This window comes from Paenibacillus sp. BK720, from assembly GCF_011761545.1.
GTDB lineage: Bacteria > Bacillota > Bacilli > Paenibacillales > Paenibacillaceae > Pristimantibacillus.
In genome coordinates, this window is sequence record NZ_JAASRQ010000007.1 from 203,792 (window position 1) to 224,196 (window position 20,405).

Annotated in this window: 18 protein-coding genes; 14 read left to right on the plus strand and 4 right to left on the minus strand. The window is 51.6% G+C overall.

Annotation, left to right across the window (positions count from 1 at the left end; all coding sequences use genetic code 11):
* Nucleotides 1-36: 36 nt before the first annotated feature.
* The 7 genes from FHT67_RS25285 to FHT67_RS25315 all read left to right on the plus strand — a co-directional run bounded on the left by FHT67_RS25285 (nt 37) and on the right by FHT67_RS25315 (nt 5,416).
* Nucleotides 37-603, plus strand: coding sequence for a TetR/AcrR family transcriptional regulator (locus FHT67_RS25285; protein ID WP_132309312.1), 567 nt, complete (start codon nt 37-39; stop codon nt 601-603).
* Nucleotides 604-718: 115 nt separating this feature from the next.
* Nucleotides 719-925: a pentapeptide repeat-containing protein gene (locus tag FHT67_RS25290; RefSeq protein WP_243867465.1), complete on the plus strand. Its 207-nt coding sequence runs from the start codon at nt 719-721 to the stop codon at nt 923-925.
* 135 nt (nt 926-1,060) lie between these two features.
* Nucleotides 1,061-1,444 (plus strand): Rrf2 family transcriptional regulator, encoded by a 384-nt coding sequence (locus tag FHT67_RS25295; RefSeq protein WP_132309313.1) that lies wholly within the window; start codon nt 1,061-1,063, stop codon nt 1,442-1,444.
* 109 nt (nt 1,445-1,553) lie between these two features.
* Nucleotides 1,554-2,465, plus strand: coding sequence for an NAD(P)/FAD-dependent oxidoreductase (locus FHT67_RS25300; protein WP_132309315.1), 912 nt, complete (start codon nt 1,554-1,556; stop codon nt 2,463-2,465).
* A gap of 70 nt (nt 2,466-2,535) precedes the next feature.
* A complete protein-coding gene (locus tag FHT67_RS25305; protein WP_132309317.1) occupies nt 2,536-3,552 on the plus strand; it encodes a potassium channel family protein in 1,017 nt (338 codons plus the stop codon).
* 21 nt (nt 3,553-3,573) lie between these two features.
* Nucleotides 3,574-4,200: a class I SAM-dependent methyltransferase gene (locus FHT67_RS25310; protein WP_167201709.1), complete on the plus strand. Its 627-nt coding sequence runs from the start codon at nt 3,574-3,576 to the stop codon at nt 4,198-4,200.
* A gap of 79 nt (nt 4,201-4,279) precedes the next feature.
* A complete protein-coding gene (locus FHT67_RS25315; RefSeq protein ID WP_167201710.1) occupies nt 4,280-5,416 on the plus strand; it encodes an NAD(P)/FAD-dependent oxidoreductase in 1,137 nt (378 codons plus the stop codon).
* Between the two features lie 39 nt (nt 5,417-5,455).
* Here the strand turns inward: FHT67_RS25315 and FHT67_RS25320 are convergent, their stop codons facing one another.
* Nucleotides 5,456-6,235, minus strand: coding sequence for a phytanoyl-CoA dioxygenase family protein (locus FHT67_RS25320; protein ID WP_132309323.1), 780 nt, complete (start codon nt 6,233-6,235; stop codon nt 5,456-5,458).
* A gap of 127 nt (nt 6,236-6,362) precedes the next feature.
* Between FHT67_RS25320 and FHT67_RS25325 the strand changes: the two genes are divergently transcribed.
* The gene (locus FHT67_RS25325) at nt 6,363-7,250 is read left to right on the plus strand and encodes an AraC family transcriptional regulator (protein ID WP_167201711.1); all 888 of its coding nucleotides are present in this window, start codon (nt 6,363-6,365) and stop codon (nt 7,248-7,250) included.
* Between the two features lie 92 nt (nt 7,251-7,342).
* On the plus strand, nt 7,343-8,314 hold the full coding sequence (locus tag FHT67_RS25330) for a glycoside hydrolase family 43 protein (RefSeq protein WP_167201712.1): 972 nt from the start codon (nt 7,343-7,345) through the stop codon (nt 8,312-8,314).
* Nucleotides 8,315-8,693: 379 nt separating this feature from the next.
* Here the strand turns inward: FHT67_RS25330 and FHT67_RS25335 are convergent, their stop codons facing one another.
* Nucleotides 8,694-9,566 (minus strand): AraC family transcriptional regulator, encoded by an 873-nt coding sequence (locus FHT67_RS25335; protein WP_167201713.1) that lies wholly within the window; start codon nt 9,564-9,566, stop codon nt 8,694-8,696.
* Nucleotides 9,567-9,742: 176 nt separating this feature from the next.
* On the opposite strand from FHT67_RS25335, the gene FHT67_RS25340 reads away from it, so the two are divergent.
* The gene (locus FHT67_RS25340; protein ID WP_167201714.1) at nt 9,743-12,430 is read left to right on the plus strand and encodes an alpha-L-rhamnosidase; all 2,688 of its coding nucleotides are present in this window, start codon (nt 9,743-9,745) and stop codon (nt 12,428-12,430) included.
* Nucleotides 12,431-12,503: 73 nt separating this feature from the next.
* On the opposite strand, the gene FHT67_RS25345 is transcribed toward FHT67_RS25340, so the two are convergent.
* Entirely contained in the window at nt 12,504-13,889 is a 1,386-nt protein-coding gene (locus tag FHT67_RS25345) for a catalase (RefSeq protein ID WP_243711718.1), read from the minus strand.
* 235 nt (nt 13,890-14,124) lie between these two features.
* Here FHT67_RS25345 and FHT67_RS25350 point away from each other — a divergent pair, with 235 nt between their 5' ends.
* The 3 genes from FHT67_RS25350 to FHT67_RS25360 all read left to right on the plus strand — a co-directional run bounded on the left by FHT67_RS25350 (nt 14,125) and on the right by FHT67_RS25360 (nt 17,504).
* The gene (locus FHT67_RS25350; protein WP_132309337.1) at nt 14,125-14,373 is read left to right on the plus strand and encodes a YolD-like family protein; all 249 of its coding nucleotides are present in this window, start codon (nt 14,125-14,127) and stop codon (nt 14,371-14,373) included.
* Between the two features lie 206 nt (nt 14,374-14,579).
* Nucleotides 14,580-15,728 carry a galactonate dehydratase gene (dgoD, locus tag FHT67_RS25355; protein ID WP_132309339.1) on the plus strand — a complete coding sequence of 383 codons (1,149 nt, stop codon included), beginning with the start codon at nt 14,580-14,582 and terminating at the stop codon, nt 15,726-15,728.
* A gap of 45 nt (nt 15,729-15,773) precedes the next feature.
* On the plus strand, nt 15,774-17,504 hold the full coding sequence (locus tag FHT67_RS25360) for an alpha-1,3-galactosidase-related protein (protein WP_167201715.1): 1,731 nt from the start codon (nt 15,774-15,776) through the stop codon (nt 17,502-17,504).
* A 43-nt stretch (nt 17,505-17,547) separates the two neighbouring features.
* Here the strand turns inward: FHT67_RS25360 and FHT67_RS25365 are convergent, their stop codons facing one another.
* Entirely contained in the window at nt 17,548-19,266 is a 1,719-nt protein-coding gene (locus FHT67_RS25365) for a glycoside hydrolase family 2 TIM barrel-domain containing protein (RefSeq protein ID WP_167201716.1), read from the minus strand.
* A 161-nt stretch (nt 19,267-19,427) separates the two neighbouring features.
* Here FHT67_RS25365 and FHT67_RS25370 point away from each other — a divergent pair, with 161 nt between their 5' ends.
* Complete coding sequence (locus FHT67_RS25370; protein WP_167201717.1) at nt 19,428-20,279, plus strand: AraC family transcriptional regulator; 852 nt, start codon at nt 19,428-19,430, stop codon at nt 20,277-20,279.
* Nucleotides 20,280-20,405: the final 126 nt, after the last annotated feature.

Here is a 20,405-nt window from a genome sequence, read left to right on the forward strand (position 1 = left end):
TGCGATAAACCGACAGTCATGAGGTGTAGCAGGATAATGAACGAGAATGATCTTAGAATTATAAAGACGAAGAGGGCTTTGCACGAGGCTTTGCTTGCCTTGCTTAAGAAGCAGACACTGGAGTCGATCTCCGTCTCCATGCTGTGCCGGGAGGCCGGCGTCAATCGGGGAACCTTCTATTTGCATTACAACGATGTAGGGGCGTTATTCGACGAGCATCTGAATAACCTGCTTAAAGATCTCGAGGAGTCCTATTACGAGCCTTACCGGCATGTGACGGAACTGAATCACACCATGCTCGACCCCGGAACCATCCGGATATTCCATCATGTGAAAAAGTACCAGCCCTTCTATGAAATCGTGTTCGATAAGAGATCCTCCATTTCCTACTACTACTCATTATTCGAGAAAATTAAGGCGCTTATCATTGAAAGCACCGGGCTAAAAGGGCAGAGCAATTCGTTTATTGTTGCGTATCAGGTGAATGCCATCATGGGGCTTTTGATCCAATGGAATGAGGAAGGCTTCAGCCAGACGCCGGAGCATATGAGCGTTCAACTGAGCCATATTTTCAAAACGATGTATCAAGCCCCCGTCCTTTAAACACGAAACCGCGGGGCACGCGGTTTTTTGTTTTGCGCCGCACTGAAAAATAAATAGCTTGACTTTCCGAGGCGTTCACATGGGGGCTTGACAGCCGTGTGCTATCGAAGCCGATTTGACCGGAGCCAATCTGGAGAAGGCCGATTTGCGGGATTCTGATCTCTCGATGGCCGTGCTGGCCAAAGCGAAGCTGCAAGATACCGATGTCAGAGGGGCTAAGATGGAGGGGGTGGATTTCAAATCCATCTCGGTTGCGGGATTGAGAATGGACCGCGAGCAAACCGTCTTATTTGCGATGTCGCACGGCGCGAAGATAAAGTGAACGCTCGTCGTTTGGGCTATTATTTATTCAGTACGATTTAAAATTGTTTTGCAGATGAATAGAAAAGCGCTTGACGGTTCATTCTAATCAAAGCTATTATAGACACATGAAGTCTGTGATTAGGAGCTCATCATCATGAAATATTCAAAAGCGACGAACTACGCCTTACACACCATGGCCTTTCTCATTGCAGCTGCACCGGACAGACCGGTTGGCGTTCAGCAGCTTGCGGATAAGCAGGGTTTATCGCCTACGTATCTTTCGAAGATCTTGACCAAGCTTGTAAAAGCGGGGCTGATTGAGTCGGCTTCCGGAGCGAATGGCGGTTACCGTCTGAGAGGAAAGAAGGAAGACCTTTCTTTTCTGGACGTTATTCATGCGATTGAGGGGACTACTTCGATCTTCGAATGCTGCGGCAGCGGGAATCCGGAATGCCAGATTCACCAAGTGATGCTGACGGCTGAAGATGCCATGGAACAGCATTTGAGAAATACGAAGCTTGTGGATCTGATGAAATAAAGCCGCATTGCCTTGGCATTTTTCAGGGCAATGTCCTTTTTTGCCTATATCACAGACATTAAGAGTCTTTAAAGTCTACGAAATTCATGAACAAGGAGGGTATTCATTGATGAAATACGATGTTGCCATTATCGGAGGCGGGCCGGCTGGCCTGAACGCAGCACTGGTGCTGGGCAGGGCAAGAAAGACGGTTGCCCTATTCGACAACGCAAGGCCGAGGAATCGGGTAACGCATGCTTCCCATGGCTTTATTACGAGGGACGGGGTGAAACCCTCGGAATTTCGGCGTATCGCCTATGAAGAGGTGCTTGGTTATCCGACGGTTAAGCATTGGGAGATTGGCGTGACGGATATCCGGAGCTCGGAAGAAGGATTCGTCATCGACACCTCGGCAGGGGAACAAGTTCAAGCGGGCAAGATCATCTTGGCCGGAGGATTGAGAGAAGAACTGCCCGAGATTAAAGACATCCGGGAATTCTACGGGAAAAGCTTATTCGCCTGTCCGTTCTGCGATGGCTGGGAGTTAAGAGACCAGGCACTGGTTATCATTTCGGATCAACCGCATGCCTTTCATAAAGTGAAGCTGCTTCAGAACTGGAGCCGCGATTGTATCGTATGCACGAACGGAGCTGCAGAAGCTCTAAATGTTGAGCAGAGGGAGCAGCTTGCAGCTAGAGGCATAACCGTTATCGATACGCCAATCTCGTTTTTGTCAGGGCAAAACGGCATGCTGGAACGGGTTCATTTTACGGATGGCACGTCGATTGAACGCAGCGGGGGCTTTATTGACCCGGCACAAATTCCAAACCTCGATTTTAGCGAGGCGTTAGGTTACGACACGATGGAAAACGGAGCTGTTATCACGAACGAGATGGGAAAAACCACGGTTGAAGGCGTGTACGCCGCGGGGGATGCCGCTTATGTGATGCCTTCGCAATTGATTTATGCCGCTGCTTCGGGCAGCAAGGCGGCTATGGCCGTAATGGCCGATCTTACGGAAGAGAATTGGAAGCTTCTGTAAAGGGTTTTTGTCCTCCTTGCCGAATACTTTGGGATAACGATATCCAATTTATCCGGAGGAGGACTGCGTATTGCCTTTTTTTATGAGGACGATGATGAAGGTATTGCGGGTACCCAAACGAACCATCTTCATCGTGGTCATCGCCTTTGTATTCGGCAGCGCCACCATTGCGTACGCCATTGAGCCAACGACCTTTCATACCTGGTTCAACGCGCTTTACTGGGTCATGACGACGATGGCGACGGTAGGATACGGCGATTATTTCGCGAAAACCGTTTGGGGCAAAATTTTCACTTTGTTTATTTACGTATTCGGCATCGGTCTGCTCAGCTTGATTATCGGTAAAATCATCGATCTTTTATCCACCGTATATAAACATTGGGAGGCAGGGAAATTGAACTTTCACGGAAAAGACCACATCATTCTCATTAACTGGAGCAAGAAAGCCCAATATGCGATAGAGGAAATTTTGTCCTTCTCGCCAGCCTCTCATATTGTCGTGATCGATGAAGCCGATAAGCATCCCGTCACGGACCGTGCCGAGATTCATTTCATAAGCGGAGATCCCTCCTCGGAGGAGGTGCTGGAGAAGGCAATGCTCAAGCAGGCAAAGGCGGTTATTATCTTTGCGGATACTCGGATTGACGAGCCGGCCCTTGCAGACGGCAAGACGTTATTAATCGCCTCCAGCATCGAACGGATGCATCCCGCGATCCATACGACGGTGGAGATCACGCAGGAGAAGAACACGAAAAATTTCCGGCATGTCCATGTCAACGATTTTGTCCTGTCCTACGATGCCGTCTCCAGGCTGGCGGTTCGGGCTGCGCTTCAGCAGGGAAGCTCGGAAATAATAAACCAGTTGATCCGGCGGGAGGTTGGTGACGATATATACGAAATTCCCGTCAGACCGGAATGGAAAACCTACAAGGATGCCTTCCAGGGGGCATTGGCGCAGGGAGCAACGCTTCTGTCCGATCGGGGGGATCTTGGCATTAACCGCAAATTAAACGATCCGATTCCGCCGGATGCCAGATTATATGTCGTATCGGATGAGCAGACGTATCGGAAGCTGTTGACAACCTAGAAGCAATAAGGAGATTGAGGCATGACCGAATTTTGGGAAGCAAGCTTTGTTGAAAATCAGACCATGTGGGGCTATGAGCCATCCGACTCGACGATTCTGACCAAGGACTATTTCCTTGAGAAGAGCGTGAAGGAGATTTTGATACCGGGGATCGGTTATGGGAGAAACGCAAAAATATTTCTAGATAACGGCATAAAGGTAACGGGGATCGAGATTTCCCAAACCGCCATTGACCTCGCAAAAAAAGCAGGGCTGACCGTCCCTATCTTTCACGGTTCGGTAGAGGATATGCCGTACGATAGCAAGCTGTATGACGGGATTTACAGTTATGCGCTTCTTCATTTACTGAGTCCCGAAGCGAGGGGGACATTTATCAAGGCTTGCTATAATCAGTTAAAGCCTGACGGTTATATGGTTTTTACGACGATATCGAAGGATGCTCCCATGTACGGTAAAGGCAAACAGCTGGACAAGGACTATTATGAGATCATGGAAGGTCTCAAGATGTTCTTTTACGACACGGACTCCATTCGTCAAGAGTTCGGGCACTATGGGCTGTTCGAAATAACGGAAATGGTCGAGCCGAACAAACACGCGCCTAATAAACCGCCATTTACATTCTTGATGATAAAATGCCAAAAACGATAATGACATGCGAAACGGCAGCTACGGCTGTCGTTTTTGCGTTGCAGACCGTTATAATAGAAAAGGTGGAAGGAGTGTATTCATGAAGGTTATCGTTATCGGAGCAGGGATACTTGGCGCTTCAACGGCTTATCACTTGGCGAAGAACGGCGCCGAGGTTCTTCTTATAGATCGCAAGGACAAGGGACAGGCTACGGATGCCGCGGCAGGCATCATCTGCCCATGGCTGTCGCAAAGACGGAATAAAGCCTGGTACGAGCTTGTCAAGGGCGGAGCGCGTTATTACCCGGCGTTAATTGCGGAATTGGAGGCCGAAGGGGAGACCGATACGGGTTACGCCCGGGTAGGAGCCCTCGGCATACATACGGATCCGGATAAAATCGCAAAAATGGCGGAGCGGGCTTACGAAAAGCGTAAAGACGCGCCGGAGATCGGCAGCATAACTTCCCTTGACGAGAACGCAACGAGGGAGCGGTTCCCGCTGCTAGCGGAAGGCTTTTCATCCGTGCATATCGGCGGGGCTGCACGAGTGGACGGCCGGGCGCTGCGCGATGCGCTCATTAGGTCGGCTATTCGGAATGGAGCGGAAATGATTTTCGGCGATGCTAGATTGGCCTGCGAAGCGAACAGGGTTACAGGCGTTAAGAGCGGTTCCATTTTCTATGGGGCTGATAAGGTTGTCGTCTGCGCGGGAGCTTGGGCAGGGTCTTTGCTGCGGCCTCTTGGGCTGGATTTCCAAGTCAGCTATCAGAAAGCCCAAATCATGCATGTACAGCTGAAGAACAATGAGCACCGGACTGACAGCTGGCCTGTTGTTATGCCGCCAACGGATCAGTATCTTCTTGCTTTCGACGAGCAGCGTATAGTCATTGGGGCGACGCACGAGAATGACATTGCCGGTTATGATACGCGGATAACGCCTGGAGGCATGCAGGAGGTATTGAATAAGGGGCTAGCTCTTGCTCCGGAGCTTGCAGACAGTACATTCCTGGAGGTACGCGTAGGCTTCCGTCCATTTACCGCGGATTTTCTGCCGGTATTTGGCGCCGTTCCGGGTTGGGATCATTTGCTTATCGGCAACGGGCTTGGCGCATCCGGTCTAACGGCCGGCCCGTTTATCGGCTGCCAGCTGGCGAAGCTGGCTTTGGGGCTGGACACGGAAGTGGATGAAGCCCCGTATGAAATTCGCAAAGCGCTGGGAGAGCCAAGCGCCGAATAGAGAAAAGGCAGCCCGCGGGCTGCCTTTTTGGCGCTATAATTACTTCGCTTGCAGGGTATGATTGGCATGGTATTCGCGGTAGATCGGGTTTTCGCCGCATATCATAAGGCCTTGACCCCAGTTGACATGCGTATCCAAAGTCGGGACATCCATCGGATCGCGGTATTGGAACAGCACGTTGCGGCGGTTGCGGGTACTGCGGTTGACGTCCGAGCCGTGAACCGTCAAATAGTTGAAGAAGAGAACGTCCCCGGCTTTGGCTGGGCAAGGCGTCGCCATCGAGATGGGATATTCCCGGTGATCCAGGTAATGGCGTCCGACATGCGGCATCATGCCGTTCTTGTGCGTGCCCGGGATGACGCATAGACAGCCGTTCTCCATATCGGAATCATCCAGGTGAACGCTTGCCGCCAGCATGGTGTGGCTCGCATGAGGGAAGTAAGGAGCATCCTGGTGCAGCGGGAAGGCCGCGCCGTTTTCGGGAGGCTTTACGAGCATTTTGCTATGATGCAGCTGAACGTTCGGACCGATCAATTGGGATAAGACGGCAGCCATATTCGGATGAATGGCCGCGCGCATGAAGGCCGCGTCATGGTATTGAACGTCATGGAAGCCCTTCAAGACGAGCTTCTTCAGCTGCTCCGGCGGCAAGTACTCCCCTTGCCAGGTATGGTTGGCATCAAACTTCGATTGAGCGGCACGATTCAGAATGCCGTCAATGGCTTTTCTCATATCCTCAACCTCTTGCTGAGAGAATAAGCCTTGAACCAAGAGATAGCCATTTTCTTTGTAAAATTCTACATCGTTTTGATTAATCATTTTTTTCGCTCCTCTGCTTGAATGGTTGGTAAGCGATTACTTATACTCTGATTATAGGATTGTTGGCATCAGGTGTATTTAGCTAAAAAAGCCATCCTTTTAAGAATTTACGCCAGGATGTGAAGAAATGAATATAGAAGCCATTGATAAAGGCAGCCGTTTTTTAAACGAAATGCTTACGAAATGCAAGGCAAGCGGGCTCGCGTTCAGGGTTCACTATTGGGACTGGAGATCGAAGCATTACAGCAACCATATCCATAAGCATTCCTATTATGAAGTTTGCTATGTCTTTTCGGGCGAAGGCGAATACCAGGATGAGGATACCGTTTATGGCCTTGAGGCAGGGACGTTGTTCGTTTCACGGCCTGGTGTCTGGCACCAGATCCGCAGCGAGAACGGGATGGGGCTTATCTACGTGGCTTACGAGCTCGACCCGAATGGCTCGCGCGAAGAGGAATTGCGCCGCTACGGCAGTAACCTGGAGTCGGGTAACGTGGTATTTAAGAATGCCGATTATACGCGGTCTATCCATTATTGGCTTGGACTGTACCATCATGCGTCCTGCCAGCCATACAACGAGATCGAGGACCTGACCACAATGGCCGGCTTGCTGCTTTCGAGTCTGGTGCAGCCTTACGGTCAGGATGGAAACGCATCCGCGCCAAACCCGGCCAGGTCGACCGATTCCACCCGTTATGCGGTTCTACGCCAGTCGAAGCAATACATTAGAGACAATCTTTCCAGGCCGCTCAAGATTGAGGAGGTTGCGGATTATATGAATTTGTCAACCAGGCAGCTATCGCGCTTGTTTCAGATGGACGGGGGAGATACCTTCTTGGCCTACTTGCGCAGTGAGCGGTTAAAGCATGCGGAGATTTTATTGAAAACCTCTCTCGCTTCGCTGAAGGAAATTGCCGCGGATTCCGGCTTTAAGTCGGTTCATTATTTTACGAACGTATTTACGGAACAGATGGGGATGCCGCCCGGCGAATACAGGAGACGGCATCTGGACTAGCATGCAGGAAAACTCGGGAGCGGATAAAGGAATAGCCGGAACGATACAGAATTGTTCTTAGGGATTACAACCAATAGGAAGGGATTGTTGATATGAACGTGTATAACGACGCTTCAGACATTGCAAACCCAAGCTCAGGCCATCTGCTGGCCGATATTCCGGCGCATGACCCGTTCGTCGTAGCGGATAAGACTACGGAAACCTATTATTTGTATACGGGCGGCGGACCGAGGATTCATGGCATGGATCGTTATGGCGTGCTCGCTTATAAAAGCAAGGATCTCGTCAATTGGGAAGGACCGTATGCGGTATTCGCGATTCCAGACGGAATATGGGCGAATCCGATGCATGGCGCTTGGGCGCCGGAGGTTCATGCGTACAAAGGCAGATATTATCTTTTTGTTACCTTGCATAATAACGACAAGAAACTGGAAGGACAGGGGAACGGGGGGTATCCGCTTCAATGGCGCGGCTCCGTTATCGCCGTATCCGATTCTTTGGAGGGACCGTTCGAGATCATCAAGCGGGATGCTCCGGTTCCGCCGGAAGAGCATATGACGCTCGATGGCACCTTGTACATGGACGAAGAAGGAAAGCCTTGGATGGTTTATTGTCATGAGTGGGTGCAGACGGCGGACGGAACCGTCGATGCGGTAAGATTGACGGACGATTTGAGCGATCGGGCATCGGATCCCATCCATTTGTTTTACGGCTCGGAAGCCCCGTGGGATAACGGCGATCATAAAGTCGACGGTACACCGTCGGTCTATGTAACCGACGGCTGCCAACTCTACCGGACCAAGGACGGCAATCTGACCATGTTATGGTCTACCTACGATAAGGGGAGTTATGTCCAGACCATTGCGCGTTCAACGACGGGCAAGCTGGAAGGACCGTGGGAGCAGCTGGCGCCGCTTGTTTTCGACGACAGCGGTCACGGCATGCTTTTCCAAACGTTTGACGGGGAATGGAAGCTGATTCTCCACTCTCCGTTCAAGATGCCCGATTCCCGCTGCAAGCTGTACGATGCGGTGGACGAAGGGGATTCGTTCCGGCTTAAGTAACTATTCGAATTTGAAGGTGAACAGATGCATGGACGATATAGAAGCACTCAGTACGATTCTCAGCTTTAAGGAAAACATTGGCCGACAGGGGCCGGCATATTCGGGATATCGGCCAGTCCATCTGGTGCAACCCGACTATTTAACGACAGGTGAACACCAGTAGGAGAGCGGTATCGTTGAACCGGGGGAAACAATAAAGGGAACGATTACCTTTATTACGCCTGAAGTGTATCCCAATAGTCTTTGGATTGGGAAAATCATTAAGCTTCAGGAAGGCTCCCGGTTAATTGGCTATGCGGAAGTAACTAATATTTTTAATGAGCTTTTGAGAAAAAAGGAATATGGAAGCGGCAACCCGTTATGAACAGATTCCTGTCTCTTATTTAAGCCTAGCATCGCGAAATTGCCGGGGGGTAACCCCGGTTTTTTTCTTGAACAGGCGGTAGAAGAACTTTAGGTCCGAGTAGCCTACCGCGCCGGCAATGTCCTCCACGCTGCTTCGGCTGGAGGTCAGAAGCTTGCAAGCCGCATCCATGCGGATGCCCTGCATATATTCAACAAAGCTCATGCCGGTCTGACGGCGGAATAAGCGGCTGAATTGACGCTCGCTAAGCCGTGCCTGCGCGGCCAGCTCTCCAAGCTTAAGCTCGGCTGAATAGTGAGCGTCGATATACGCGATAGCCTCGTCGACGCTAATCCATTGCGGACGTTCTCCGGGAGGTGCGCCGTTCTGCAGTTTGTGCCGGTAAAGTTCCGTCAGGATTCGCATAACAAGAGAGGCGAGCATCACGAGGTAACCAGGCGGCTTGGCCGCAAACTCCTGATGGAGCTCGCGGAACATCGAATGAAATTCGCCGGCAGGATCCTTCACGGAAAACCAGGTCAAATTCTCATCCGCAAAGCAAGCATTGATCTCCGAGAATGGGGGAAAACCGTTCCGCAATTCGGCCAGGTACGAAGCCGGAAATATGCAATTGTAAACGATGAGAGGCCGGTCTTTCTTGGGCGTTTTCGGCCGGAATACATGACTTTGCCCGACGGGGATAAAAAATAGCGTCCCATGCTCAACCGGCACGGCTTCGCCGGCAATATAATGAACGCCGGCACCCTCGCTGACGTAAGTAATTTCCACGAATTCATGCGAATGCTCATCCATGTCAAAGCTTTCGTAGGCGCGGTTAACATAAAGCGGTACGCCAGGCTCGAAAAAAGACGCAGCCGACATGACATAGGTGCTTCGTTTTGCGCTCATCGCTCAGGCTCCTTTTCAACTGCGGAAAATATCTGTCTCTATCGTACGAAACCGTTTGCAAGATGTCCAGATACCCCTATGAAAATGTCCGGATCATCCCCTGAATGTCATTCTATCCTGCCCTACAATCAAGTTAATGCTTAGCATACTAGATTGCGGGAAGGGGACTATCGAATATGTCTTTATTGCAAGTAAACCATTTGCGCAGCGAATACCTGCGCAATCCCATCGGACTCGGAGTTGCATCGCCTCGTATCAGCTGGCAGCTTCAATCAAATGACGTTCATGTGCTTCAGCTCGCTTATCGGATTCAGGTATCCTGCGGATTGGACGGGTTTGATGAGTCAGAGCTGGTATGGGATACGGGGCGCATAGAATCGGAGCAGTCGACGTTGATCGAATACGGCGGGCAGCCGCTGCAAGCAAGAGGCCGTTACTATTACCGGGTGAAGTCATGGGATAACAAAGGCAACGAATCGCAATGGAGCGAGGCTGCCTATTGGGAGATGGGGTTGCTCCAAGCCGCCGATTGGAAAGCATCATGGATAACGCCCGAAGCGTCATCTATCGATCCGCAGTCGGAGGAGATTTTTATGCTCCGCAAAAGCTTTGCGGCTCGCGGCCCTATCCGCCGCGCAACCTTGTATGCGACTTCGCTTGGACTATACGAGCTTGAGCTGAACGGCCAACGGGTTGGCGATTGGGAATATACGCCGGGCTGGACGAGTTACTCGAGCAGGCTTCAGGCGCAAGCTTACGATGTTACGAAGCGGCTTGCGGCAGGCAGCAATGTAATCGGAGCTTCTCTGGCAAACGGATGGTACAAGGGAGATCTTGCCTGGAACAACCAGAAGAGCATTTACGGCAGCATTCGAGCCTTGCTCCTTCAGCTTCATATTGACTACGAAGACGGAACATCCGAAATCGTCGTCAGCGATAACTCTTGGCGCGCTTCAACCGGTCCGATCCTCATGTCGGAGCTGTATCATGGCGAAACCTATGATGCCCGGCTGGAAATTCAGGGCTGGTCGGGGCCGGACTTCAATGATCAGGCCTGGGCTGGCGTAACGGAGCTAGCTCAATCGAAGGATATCCTGGTGATGCAGGAAAACGAACCCGTGCGCATAACCGAAAAGCTGAAGCCTATCGCTCTTATTCATACCCCTGCCGGCGAAACCGTGCTCGATATGGGGCAAAACATGGTCGGGCGACTGCATTTCCGCATCGAGCTGCCGCCAGACACGGAGCTGACGATTCAGCATGCCGAGGTTCTGGACCGGGAAGGCAACTTCTATATCGGCAACTTGCGCAAAGCAAAGCAGACGGTGCGTTATATCTGCAAAGGCGGGGAAGAGGAATACGAACCGCATTTCTCGTTCCAAGGCTTCCGTTATGTCAAAATCGAGGGTTGGCCGCAGGATGCTGCGCTTAATCTGGATCAATTCACCGGACACGTCCTTCATACGGATATGGAGGCTTCGGGTGCTTTCGAATGCTCTCATCCCTTATTAAACAAGCTCCAGCAAAATATTGCATGGGGACAACGCGGCAATTTCCTGGATGTTCCGACGGACTGCCCGCAGCGTGATGAACGGCTTGGCTGGACGGGCGACGCTCAGGTCTTTATCCGTACCGCCGCCTTCAATTACGGCGTGGCACCGTTTTTCGCGAAATGGCTGCGCGACCTGAAGACGGATCAGCGCAGCGACGGGGGAGTGCCGTTTGTTATCCCGCATGTGCTGGACGAGAATTCTCACTCCTCCGCGGCTTGGGGAGACGCCGCGGTAATCTGTCCTTGGACGATCTACCTCAGCTACGGAGACAAGCGCGTGCTTGAAGAGCAGTATGACAGCATGAAGGCATGGGTCGAGTATATTCGCAAACAAGGCAGCGACGAATGCCTCTGGAATACCGGCTTCCACTTCGGCGATTGGCTGGGCCTGGACGCCAAGGAAGGGGACTACGTCGGCGCAACGCCAAGAGATCTGATCGCAACCTGTTATTATGCCTATTCCACGGAACTCTTCGTCAAAACCGCCGAGGTGCTTGGCCGCACGGACGATGCCGAGCACTATCGCGAGCTTTACAACCGTATTGTAGCGGCCTTCGAGCGCGAATTCCTAACCCCTAACGGGAGGCTTGCCGCTCATACGCAGACCGCTCATGTACTGCCGCTGATGTTTGGACTCGTCAAAGGTTCGGTGCGCGACAGGCTGGCCAAAACGCTGGCAGACTACGTAACGGAGCAAAAGTTCCATCTGACGACCGGCTTTGTGGGAACGCCTTACCTGAGTCATGTATTGTCCGAGAACGGCTATCATGACGTGGCGGTTAAGCTGGTGCAGCAGGAGGATTACCCGTCCTGGCTCTATTCCATTCACCAAGGGGCGACAACGATTTGGGAGCATTGGGACGGCATAAAAGCGGACGGTACCTTCTGGAGCGACGATATGAACTCCTATAACCATTACGCTTACGGCTCTATCGGGGAATGGCTGTACAGGGTGGTAGCCGGACTTGATCTGGATGAATCCCAGCCGGGCTATAAGCATATTATTTTCCGTCCGCGCACGGATTCCGGCCTTACTTACGCGAAAGCCTCCTATAAATCCGTTTATGGATTGATCCGCAGCGGGTGGAGTGCAGGAGTGGACGGTGCTGTGAGCTACGAGTTTGAGCTTCCTCCCAACACGACTGCGGAAGTGAGATTGCAAGGTGCGCTGCCTGATGCCATCTCGGTCAATGGCGCCGATCTTCGCACGGCTTCCGGCGTTATTGATTTCCGGGAGGAAGGCGGATTGCTTGTGCTTTCCCTCGGCTCAGGCATCTACCGTGTTCAGACTCGAGCCATAGTAACCGTATAACAGATCTATCTATTCTATTGTTGTGACAAAAACAAAACCGTTCCCTTTTCGGGAGCGGTTTTTGCATGTAAAGTCAGCTTTTTTGCGCGTGAATCTGCTTGGCAACGCGTTCCCCCAATTCGGCCGATGCCTTGTTCAAATAACCGAGCACAATGGCTTGGGTTTCCTCGCATGCCGCTCCAAGATCACCGGCGAGATTGCTGACGAGATGATCCTTCTGTACCGGCTGCAGACGATCGTAAAACTGTCCGGCTTGCGTGAAATCATCGGATTTCGGAATTTCGGACCTCACAAGATGCCCTTCAACATAACGGCCATTGCCGCTGGTTTGCATGGAGCCCGGAGTCCAGTTCGCCTGATGATTGATCGGCACCTTACGGAAATCCGGACCGATCCGGTGACGCTGGGAGTCCGCGTATATATTCGAGCGTCCTTGCAGCATTTTATCGTCAGACAGCTCGGCGCCCTCCAGCAGATTGGAAGGAGAAAAGGCAAGCTTCTCAACCTGCTCCCGATAATCGTCCGGATTCTGGTTCAAGACAAGCTTGCCGACCGGAAGAAGAGGGAACTGATCCTCATCCCAAATTTTCGTATCGTCGAGAGGATCATAGGGAAGGCTGGCCTCATCCGCAGGATCCATGAGCTGAACGTATAACCCGTACTCTACCGTTTTTCCGCAAGCAAGCGTATCGTACAGATCCTGACCGGCGTAATCCGGATTTTTGCAGCTAAGTTCTGCAGATTCCCCGGCATCGATGGTTTGAACACCGGCGTAAGGAAGCCAGTGGTATTTGACATAGGTGCGGACGCCTTGCGCGTTTCTCCAGACGTACGTATTTACGCTATGCCCCGGGATGTGGCGTAGACTCTTAACCGTCCCGGCGTCGGAATACAGCCATACCAGAAAATGAATGGATTCCGGTGCTCTTGCGACAAAGCTCCAGAACCTCTCGGGGTCAATTAAATTATTAATAGGCGAAGGCGATAACGCATTTATGGATTCCGGAAACCGAATAGGGTCTCTGATCAGAAAGACAGGAATATGGTTGAAAACCAGGTCGAAGACGCCGTCTTCGGTATAAAATTTGGTCGAGAAACCGCGTACGTTGCGGGAGGTATCCGGTGTTCCCTTGTTGCTGACCGCCAGCGAGAACCTGACCGTAACGGGAACCTGATAGCCTGGTTGCTGCAAGAAGCAGAGCTTGGTGTAGGCGGCCATGGAATGCACGGTCTGAAAGTAGCCAAATGCACCCCAGCCCTTGACATGAACGGGTCTTTCGAGAATTTTGTTATGTATAAAGGCTTCCATCGTCTCATGCAGCACGCTGTCTTGCTCGAGAATCGGGCCGCGAGCGCCTACGGTTTGCGAGTGGAGAGCGGCCGGGCTGTCTAAAGCGCTCCATTGCGACGCCGACAAGCCATGGTGATGCTCCTTTTTCGCTGATTTCCGCTCAGGCATCGCGGCATTATTGTCAGAACGACCTTGAGTATTGTCCATTCTTTTACCTCCATCGTCAATCTCTCGCCACCTTTATGTCTATTCCCGCGAGCGGAGTAAAATGCGTTCGGGCTGCTGGCTCTTAACAGCTATACCGGATGGAAGATTTTTTTCTCTCCAATGGCGCATGAATCCTCCCGGGATATGTTATGATTGGACAACAAGCGGAAAGGTTTAATGGAGGTAATAGACAAAGATGGCGAAAGCAAAGGTGCCAAAGCGTCCAACCAGGGACGAATTCGTATTAGAAGAGATAGGGAATCAGTTAAGCGAAGCTTTCTACGAAACATCCACGATCGTCCTTACCGTATGGGGCAGGGAAGAACCGGTTCAAGGCGTTATTGCGGCGATGGATTCAAGAACGGGCAGGGTCCATGTCGAGACAGCCTCGGGATTGGATAAGGTTCCGTTTATGGATATTATGAATGTCAGCTATCCGAGATGAGCCCGTCTGCCTGATCTCCCATGAACCAATCGATCTTGATCGGCTTCCGAAACGTGCCGTCCTGTTGGACGAGCACGTTTTTCTTTTGTGCTAAAGGGGGAATTTCCTTACCGGCGAAGAATAAGTTAGCTGAAACCGATTTCCCGATTATTGCGACCGCTTTCATAACTGCTGCATTGCAATCACTCATTTACCAGGAGGACATTATGAAAATCCAAAGCTATGAGTTGTTCCAAGTTCCGCCGCGCTGGCTGTTCCTCAAGATTGAAACGGATGAAGGAATCACGGGATGGGGCGAGCCTATCGTGGAAGGGCGCGCGGAAACGGTAAAAGCTTGCGTTCACGAGCTGATGGAATATTTGATCGGCAAAGATCCGATGCGGATTGAGGATCATTGGTCGATGATGTATCGTTCGGGATTTTACCGGGGAGGTCCGATTCTGATGAGCGCGATCTCGGGGATCGACCAAGCCCTGTGGGATATAAAAGGGAAGTTCTTTAATGCTCCAGTCTATCAACTGCTTGGCGGCGCCTGCCGCGATACGATGCGCGTATACTCCTGGATTGGCGGCGACCGTCCGGCCGAGGTAGCGGAAGAAGCGAAGAGAATCGTTGCTGCCGGATTTACCGCCGTGAAGATGAATGGTACGGAAGAGCTTCAATATATTGATTCCTACGACAAAATCGACCAGGCCGTTGCCCGCATAGCAGCGGTACGGGATGCGGTTGGATCATCCATTGGGATCGGAATCGACTTCCATGGGCGTGTCCATAAGCCCATGGCCAAGATTTTGGCCAAGGAATTGGAGCCGTACCGTCCGATGTTTATCGAGGAGCCGGTACTGCCGGAGAATAATGAAGCTCTCAAGGAGCTTACCAAGCATACGTCGATTCCGATTGCGACCGGCGAGCGGATGTTCTCGCGATGGGACTTCAAGCAGCTGTTAAGCGATGGGGCGGTGGATATTATCCAGCCGGACCTGTCGCACGCAGGCGGAATTACCGAATGCAAAAAGATTGCTTCGATGGCGGAGGCCTACGATGTGGCGCTTGCGCCTCACTGTCCTCTGGGACCAATCGCTCTGGCCGCATGCCTGCAGGTTGATGCGACCTCCCATAACGCTTTTATCCAGGAGCAAAGCCTGGGCATTCATTACAATGAGACCGGAGATTTGCTCGATTATCTCAAGGATCCGGCGGTATTCGATTATAAGGACGGTCAAGTGACAATCCCGCAAGGTCCCGGCCTCGGAATTGAAATTAACGAAGACCATGTCAGACAAATGGCTGCGGTGGGACATAACTGGAGAAATCCGGTATGGCGCCATCGGGACGGCAGCATTGCGGAATGGTAGAGTCGGAATATCGGTGAGCAGACCACACCTAAGAAGGAGTATGGCATGACGACATACGGAAATCCGGATTTCGCTTCCGTGAAGGTGATTCCGCTGACGGACTTCGGCGATGCGGAGCATTTGCAAGCGAACGCGGGGACGATTATGCGGCTAGCCCTTGAGGCCGCTGGCGCTCATGCTGGCCCAGTGGTTCTGGAGGTGCCTTACGGAACGTATCATTTCTATCCGGAGCATGCAGACAAAGCAGCCTATTCTATTACCAATACAGCCAGCGAAGAGGAGAATCCTGACGTCACGAGAACGATCGCGTTGCTGATGAAAGGTCAACGCCGCCTTACGCTGGAGGGAAACGGCTCCCTGTTCGTTATCCATGGCAAACAAACGATGCTGCTGCTGGATAACTGCGAGGATATTGAAATTCGCAATTTGCGCTTCGATTATGCCCGGCCGACCGTAACGGAGATGACGGTAGAGCGGATCGGAGAAAAGGAACTCGATGTACAGGTGCATCCGGATTCGCAATACAAGCTGGAAGACGGGCGGCTTACCTGGGTAGGCGAGGGCTGGACTTTCCGGGGAGGGCCGGTGCAGCATTGCGACATAGACGCAAACCGCACCTGGCGGGTGGACGATTGGCCGTCCCGGGCAAAGCGCATTGAAGAAACCGGCAGTCGCCGGCTTCGATTCCATTTCGGTGACAATGCCATTCCGGATGTCAGGCCCGGGATAACCGTTCAAATGCGGGATGGCATACGCGACCAGGTTGGCGTTCTGATTGCAGGCTGCAGGCGGGTTCGCCTGACCGAGCTGGGAATCCATTTCATGCATGGATTAGGCGTTGTTGGCCAGTTCAGCGAAGACTTGACCTTCTCCAGCCTGGAATTGGCGCCGCGCCGCGAGACTGGAAGAACGGTTGCTGGATTCGCCGACTTCATTCATTTATCCGGCTGCCGTGGGCTTGTTTCCATTACGGACAGCAAGTTTGCCGGTGCCCATGACGATGCGATCAACGTTCATGGTACCTACTTGCGAATGGTTGACCAACCGGCACCCAATCAAGTGAAGGTCAGATTCATGCATCCGCAAACGTATGGATTCCAGGCTTACTTCCCTGGCGACGAAGTCGCTTTTGTTAGCGCGGATAGTCTTGCATCCTACGCTGCCGGAAGGATTGCCGCGGTAGAGAGTCTTAATCCGCGTGAGTTCCTCCTGACCTTGGAGCAGCCGGCTCCAACCCTGCTTGGGGAACAGGATGTCCTGGAAAATCTGACGTGGACCCCGGAAATTGTTATTGAGAGAAACCATTTTGCTCGCATTCCGACCCGCGGCATATTGGTAACATCGCCAAGAAAAACGACTATACGGGATAACAGGTTCGAAAGCATACACATGAGCGGCATTCTGGTCTCGGCCGATGCGAATTCATGGTATGAATCGGGCGCGGTGACGGATTTGCTCATTACGGGCAATGTATTCGATCTCAGCGGCGGAGCGGAGTTTCCCATTCTCCGGATCGCTCCCGAGAACGAGCATTCTACGGGAGAGATGCCGGTGCACCGGAATATCAGAATAGAAGATAACCGGTTTAAAGTCTCCCAAGCTCCGCTGCTATCGGCGCGGAGCACGGAAGGGCTTGTTTTCCGTCGAAACGATATTCTGCTTGAACAAATGGGCCAAGAAAGTACGGCAGAGCCAGACGCAGGCGGGCTTGTTCGGTTTGAAAACTGCAGCGGCGTTGAAATGGCGGATAACAGGTTCCGCTATCAAAAGCAATAAATGAACAAAAGAGACAACCGGCATCGGCTGTCTCTTTTCCTGTCTACGAATCCTGCTCGCTCCAAGCCCGGTAGATGCGGCGCACTTCGCGGAAGGACTGCTTCGGCTTGCGGTATTCATTGACGAGTCCTTTGTTATTGAAGCTTCTCGCCCGGTCGCGGAAATGTTTGCCGCTGCTCTTCAGATCGCCCCGGATATCCGCAAATTGCCAGATATAAGTGCCTCCTACGCGGGGATCCTCTTTAAATAGGCCAAGCGCTTCGGTGACAATATGGGCTTGGTAATCCTCGCTGAACAGCCGCGGCTCCCAACCGACATCGCCAAAGATCCCGGCCCCGCCGAATTCCGTCATCAGAACCGGTTTATCTCCCGCGCCCAACCGTTCCGCCCGTTTATGGAACTGTTGAAGCATTTCCTTAAAGCCTTCAACCTGGCCTTCATACCAGCCATAATATTTGTTGATGCCGATGACATCGAATAACGGAAGCAGAACATCCTCGAGAGGATGCATGGTGGCATAGGTAACAAGCCTGCTGGAATCCAGCTTTCTCACGAGCCCGACCATCCGCTTCGTCAGCTCGTAAGCATCTTGCGTCCGCGAATCGATCTCGTTGTGAACGGACCAGAATACAACGGAAGGGTGATGGATGTGCATACGAACCATCTCTTCCATCATCGTTAACGCACGCTCTTGAAACAGAGGCTCGCAGACGGTCTCGTTAGGCAGTGCAGCACCCCAAATCGGGATCTCGCTCCAGAAAATAATCCCGTTCTCATCGAGCAAATCCAGCCAATACGAGCTTTGGGGATAATGGGAGCCGCGCACCGTATTGCAGCCAAGCTCAAGAATGATGTCGAGATCCTTCTGCATAAGCTTGGGAGGGAAGGCAAAGCCCCATTCCGGATGCTCCTCATGCCGGTTAATGCCCCTTAGATAGACGGGAGCGCCATTGATTAGAATCCGGTGATCCTTTGTTTCGATTTTGCGGAAACCAATCCGCTCATACCTGTCGTCTTGCTCGATGCCGGCCCGGAAAAGATAGAGCTCAGGCTGACCGGGGTTCCATAGCCGGACATCGTTCAGTTGAAACTCGAATTCAAGCACTTCCGTTTGGCCGGCTCCGACGGAAATCTGCTTCGAGCAAATATCCCGTTCGCTTTCGGATAAAGCGAAATGAGCGGTTCCGTCGGCTTGCGAGAGGGAGCGAAGACGCACCTCAACCTTAATGTCTGCGTTTGCTCCATTCAGCTCATAGTTAATTGCGAAGCTATCGATATAGATGTCGGGCACAGTCTGAAGCTCAACGGAGCGTATAATACCGCCGTAATGGAACCAATCCACAACTTCCGTTGGTATGGTCAAGCGGTCGAGGGTACTGTCCGTCCGGACAACCAGCTCATGCTCACCGGCAGGCAGGGAGGGAAGGATAATTTCAAACGGAGTATATCCGCCATAATGGTATCCTAGGTGTTGTCCATCGAGATAGACATCGGCATGGCCTAATACGGCATGGAAAATAAGCCGGACATGCTGAGTTTGGTCTGTCCGCAGCTTTTTCCTGTACCAAGCGATACCCTCGTAATCATATAAATGAAGTTCGTTATTCCAGCAGGAAGGCACATAGAGGGATTTCTCGGCATGTGGAAATCGCTCGAACCAGTTTTCTTGCTGTCCCTTATTTTCAGAATCTCTGACAAAGTCCCACGGTCCGTCTAGAAGCGTTGTTTTACGAATGAGATGCTCTGGAAAAGTACGAATCAATGCGGATCCTCCTTAGGCTTCAGCTATTCATAGCCAGCTTGTGAATCGTCTGATAATATGGATAATATAGCATGACGACTCGGGCAGCTGAATGGAAGAAACCGAGTTTCGCTTGTCATTTTCGAGCCTGTTTATCTCTTAATGATTCTTGGAGGTTATGAATGGTGGCAGACCTTGGCCATGCAACAAAGCATCTTGTCGTCCATATCCACCTTATTCTCGATAAATTAACGTATCCCGGCTGGAAGGATATTCGCAATCTTGTGAATGTACATAGCTTCTATTGGATTCATGAGGGGAGAGGGACTTTCCTGACGAACACCGAGTATCGGGTTCAGGCAGGAATGCTGGCGTATTTGAGGCCGGGATTGGAAATGTCCATGCGTTCGGATCCGGAGGCACCGCTTCGCATGACCATGGTGTTGTTTGATTGCGCGGAGCTTGTCTATGAAGCGGTATGGAAGGATGTCATGCCGATTGGCAAGCTAAACCTTCCATTCTTAAGTCAATACGGTGATACGCAAGCCGAAGAGTTTGATGCTTGGTTCCGGGAAATCAATCAGAGCTGGACTGCCCGAATAGCGGACGGTTCCAGCGTTCCCGAATCGCAGCTGCAGCTGTTATTGAACAAATTGCAGCACAGTAAGGCGCCGGATTGGAATATTGGCGAGTCGGGCGTTTTTGCATCTTATGAGAAGATCAAGCATACCTTGGAGAGCAGCTACAAAGAAAATCTGCGGATCGAACAATTAGCCAAGACGCATAACATCTCTCCTTCCTATCTTCGCAAGATGTTCCTGAAGCATACGGGAATGGGACCCAAACAATATTTGGATCATATACGCAATCGTCAGGCATGCGGTTATCTTGTCTTTACCGATTATCCCATCAATCAAGTGGCCAAGCTGTGCGGATATTTCGAAGAATATCACTTCAGCAAAATGTTCAAGCAGCATAACGGAATGTCCCCTAGCCATTATCGGATCACGAAGAGAGCGGAGACTGCTCAGTAACGAAATACGATATACCATGTAAGCAACCTAGGGGCTATAACATCCGTCTAAACTGCAAATGAGATTTTTATAAATGGGAGATTGCTAATGAGAGTAAATTTGCTTATTCTGACCGTTATTTTAATG

Excerpts from the sequence above, each read along its gene's own strand:
- FHT67_RS25285 (WP_132309312.1), top strand. The coding sequence starts at position 37 with ATGAACGAGAATGATCTTAGAATTATAAAGACGAAGAGGGCTTTGCAC.
- FHT67_RS25295 (WP_132309313.1), top strand. The coding sequence starts at position 1,061 with ATGAAATATTCAAAAGCGACGAACTACGCCTTACACACCATGGCCTTT.
- FHT67_RS25300 (WP_132309315.1), top strand. The coding sequence starts at position 1,554 with ATGAAATACGATGTTGCCATTATCGGAGGCGGGCCGGCTGGCCTGAAC.
- FHT67_RS25310 (WP_167201709.1), top strand. The coding sequence starts at position 3,574 with ATGACCGAATTTTGGGAAGCAAGCTTTGTTGAAAATCAGACCATGTGG.
- FHT67_RS25315 (WP_167201710.1), top strand. The coding sequence starts at position 4,280 with ATGAAGGTTATCGTTATCGGAGCAGGGATACTTGGCGCTTCAACGGCT.
- FHT67_RS25320 (WP_132309323.1), bottom strand. The coding sequence starts at position 6,235 with ATGATTAATCAAAACGATGTAGAATTTTACAAAGAAAATGGCTATCTC.
- FHT67_RS25325 (WP_167201711.1), top strand. The coding sequence starts at position 6,363 with ATGAATATAGAAGCCATTGATAAAGGCAGCCGTTTTTTAAACGAAATG.
- FHT67_RS25330 (WP_167201712.1), top strand. The coding sequence starts at position 7,343 with ATGAACGTGTATAACGACGCTTCAGACATTGCAAACCCAAGCTCAGGC.
- FHT67_RS25335 (WP_167201713.1), bottom strand. The coding sequence starts at position 9,566 with ATGAGCGCAAAACGAAGCACCTATGTCATGTCGGCTGCGTCTTTTTTC.
- FHT67_RS25340 (WP_167201714.1), top strand. The coding sequence starts at position 9,743 with ATGTCTTTATTGCAAGTAAACCATTTGCGCAGCGAATACCTGCGCAAT.
- FHT67_RS25345 (WP_243711718.1), bottom strand. The coding sequence starts at position 13,889 with ATGCCTGAGCGGAAATCAGCGAAAAAGGAGCATCACCATGGCTTGTCG.
- FHT67_RS25350 (WP_132309337.1), top strand. The coding sequence starts at position 14,125 with ATGGCGAAAGCAAAGGTGCCAAAGCGTCCAACCAGGGACGAATTCGTA.
- dgoD (WP_132309339.1), top strand. The coding sequence starts at position 14,580 with ATGAAAATCCAAAGCTATGAGTTGTTCCAAGTTCCGCCGCGCTGGCTG.
- FHT67_RS25360 (WP_167201715.1), top strand. The coding sequence starts at position 15,774 with ATGACGACATACGGAAATCCGGATTTCGCTTCCGTGAAGGTGATTCCG.
- FHT67_RS25370 (WP_167201717.1), top strand. The coding sequence starts at position 19,428 with ATGGTGGCAGACCTTGGCCATGCAACAAAGCATCTTGTCGTCCATATC.